The following is a 2,945-nucleotide window of genomic DNA, read 5'->3' on the forward strand; positions in this document are numbered from 1 at the left end:
TGGAGGCTTTGCGCCTCCAGCCACTTGGGCGAGCCACCGCAGTGTTTTACCTTTGCACCCAGGAATCAAGTTAGGATATTTGGTTAATGGGTGTTAAGGTGAACTATCTTTCTTTCAAGGTATGCCCTTTCTCATGTCATAGTCCTTATATAATCCAGCCAACTTTCTTGATTCCATTTAACTATTAAATGTCAAAATTATGGATAAAGAACTTTACATAGGCGTGGATGTCTCAAAGCAGACTCTCGACCTTGCTTATTATGACGGAGAAAGCATTGATTGGAAGAAAGCCCATATAAAGGTGAGCAACAACAATGCAGGTTTCAAGAAAATTGGTTCATGGGTGGCAAAGGTAAGCAAGGGGTTTGATATAGTCTTGTTCTGTATGGAATATACAGGACTTTACACCCAAAACTTTAGACTGTGGTTGGAAGAGAAACATTATATTTATAGGATGGTGGAACCTCGCAAGATGCATCGCTTTGAGCCAGACTTGGATGATGGACTGCGTTCGCTCGACCGCATCAAGACTGACGAGCTTGATTCTTTCCGCATAGCCATTTACTGTGAGCAGAACCACAGAAAGATTCTTCGCAACCCATCAAAACTTCCTTCTCCTGTATATTTTAAGTTGAAGAGGCTTTTGGCGGAACGCAAGCAGACAGTCAAGCAGTCAGTCCTTTACAAGCAGCAGCTTCATGATATATGTGCGTATGACACAGATTTGTCTGTGGAACGTAAGAATGGGCAACTTAAAACGCTCAATGATGCACTTAAAGGCATAGACAATGAAATTGACATGTACATAAAAGAAGATGCGGACATCAGCAAGAACTTTTCCCTGCTGACATCAATACCTGGTATTGGGCGTGTTGTCGCACTTGAAACCATTGTCTTGACCGAAAACTTCATGGCAATAGATAACCCACGTAAATACGCTTGCTATATTGGTGTCGCTCCTTTCAAGAAAGAATCTGGTACATCTGTGAGAAAAGGCTCGTCAGTCTCTAAGAAAGGTTTTAAACAGGCAAAGGCAGATTTGTCCATTGCCTGTTTGGTTTGCATGCAGCACATTCCGAACATCAGAGATTACTGGGAACGCAAGAGAAAGGAGAAATGCAGTGGAATAGTGTTTAATGCAATCAAGTTTAAGATGATACTCCGTATGTTTGCCGTTATAAAACGAGGTACTCCGTATGTGGAGACGGACAATTATCGAAATGGGAAAAACAAGCAACCAGGAGTGAACTAACAGTGTTTTAAGACCATCACTATACCATGATAGAGTCTCTTGGTTGCTTTTGGCACTACCTTTGCGAGGAATCCTCAAAAGGAAGGAACTCCAGACAGAGGTAGTGAACTTTTTAATCTTAGGCAAAGCCCTTTCCCTTGATATAGTCTCCTCTGCCCGAAATGTCAGACTCAGTGCCTTTTAGGGAATTAGCTGTCCGTCCCAGCTTTTAAAAGATTTGGCTTATCCTGACATAGAGAGTTCCTTTCGTAAAGCGGTGCAAAGATATGAAAAATAAATCATTTGTAGGCATTGACATCTCTAAAAATGTCATAGATGTATCTATATTTCGTGAGGATACCAACATCAAAATGTTCCCTCATGAGGTGTTCAACAACACTCGCAAGGGATTTGGCGATATGTGCTCATGGCTCAAAAAGAGCCGTGTGGTACTTTCCCAAGCCCTGTTTGGCATGGAATTTACAGGTTGCTACTCCTTGGACTTGGAAAAATTCCTCACGTCCAAGAATTACTCTTTCTGTATGCTTAGTACACGTATAGTAAAACATCATCCTATGGGGACAATAGATAAGCGAGACAAGAATGACTCTGCAAAGATAGCTGACTTCCTCTATCGTTATGATGGCACGGAATGTGCCAAGCCATACAAGTTGCCAAGCAAGGCTATGCAACAATTGAAGCAACTTGTCAATGAGCGTAAGTTCCTTGTGGAGCAACGGACAAACTTTATGAACCGAATGCAGATGTTTGAAACGAAAGAGGATTCTGCCATGTATGAGAGCTACATTAAAAAGCTCAATCATGACATTGAGAAGATAGATCAGGAAGAGTGTGAATTAATGTCCAAGGAGGAAGATGTCTTTGACACTTTTCAGAATCTGTTGACGATACCAGGAATTGGTTTTGTCAATGCAACAAACATAATTGCCATCACACGAAACTTTACCGCTTTTGACACAGCTCGGCAATATGCGAGATATGTTGGCGTAGCTCCATGCAGTCACACTTCTGGTACCAGTGTGAAATGGCGTGCCCGACCTTCCGCACACTGTAACGGTCAAGTGAAAGCTGACCTGTCTATGGCGGCATTGAGAGCTGTTGAGTACGATGTGGAAATGCAAATGTTTTATAATCGAAAGTTAGGAGGCAGAAAAGATTCTGATACTAAGCGTAAGGCATTGAATGCCGTCAAGTTTAAGCTCATTTGCAGAATGTTTGCCATAGGCAAGCAAAAGAGAAAATGGGAAGTGTTGAACACCTCTGACGACAGAAAGAACTTACATATTGAAAAGTCCAAAGCAAGTGAACTATGACAATGTACCATTGTCTCTTATAGTCTTGTGAGGACAGATACGGATAACTAATTAGGAATCGAGCAAAAAGCTATTAAAAGAAAGAGTTCCGTATCGTTTTTTTTTGTAACAGAAAAGTCAAAAAATGTCTTCTTCTGCTACAGGGGTAGGTATGACTATATGCTTTCTGGGGGCTATTTTGCTTATTTTAACACAAAAAAGCTCTCAAAAATTTGGTGATGTCTTAGGAATCATGGTATTAGATTTTATACAGACCATACGGAGAAACACTCGGCAAACACGACCAACTCGGTATAGCCAATAAAATGAGGCGACAACCTATAACAACCACGCTCGGTAAGTTATACGTTGTCGCCTTGTTCATTTCACCCCACTCATCA

At 41.4% G+C, this 2,945-nt stretch carries 2 protein-coding genes; both read left to right on the forward strand.

The window, feature by feature from the left end:
* Positions 1-199 precede the first annotated feature (199 nt).
* On the forward strand, positions 200-1,252 hold the full coding sequence (locus tag HMPREF0673_RS00850) for an IS110 family transposase (RefSeq protein ID WP_007896891.1): 1,053 nt from the start codon (positions 200-202) through the stop codon (positions 1,250-1,252).
* 266 nt (positions 1,253-1,518) lie between these two features.
* Positions 1,519-2,565 carry an IS110 family RNA-guided transposase gene (locus HMPREF0673_RS00855; RefSeq protein ID WP_007896893.1) on the forward strand — a complete coding sequence of 349 codons (1,047 nt, stop codon included), beginning with the start codon at positions 1,519-1,521 and terminating at the stop codon, positions 2,563-2,565.
* The last annotated feature ends 380 nt before the right edge of the window (positions 2,566-2,945 follow it).

Source organism: Leyella stercorea DSM 18206, assembly GCF_000235885.1.
Classification (GTDB): Bacteria; Bacteroidota; Bacteroidia; order Bacteroidales; family Bacteroidaceae; genus Prevotella; species Prevotella stercorea.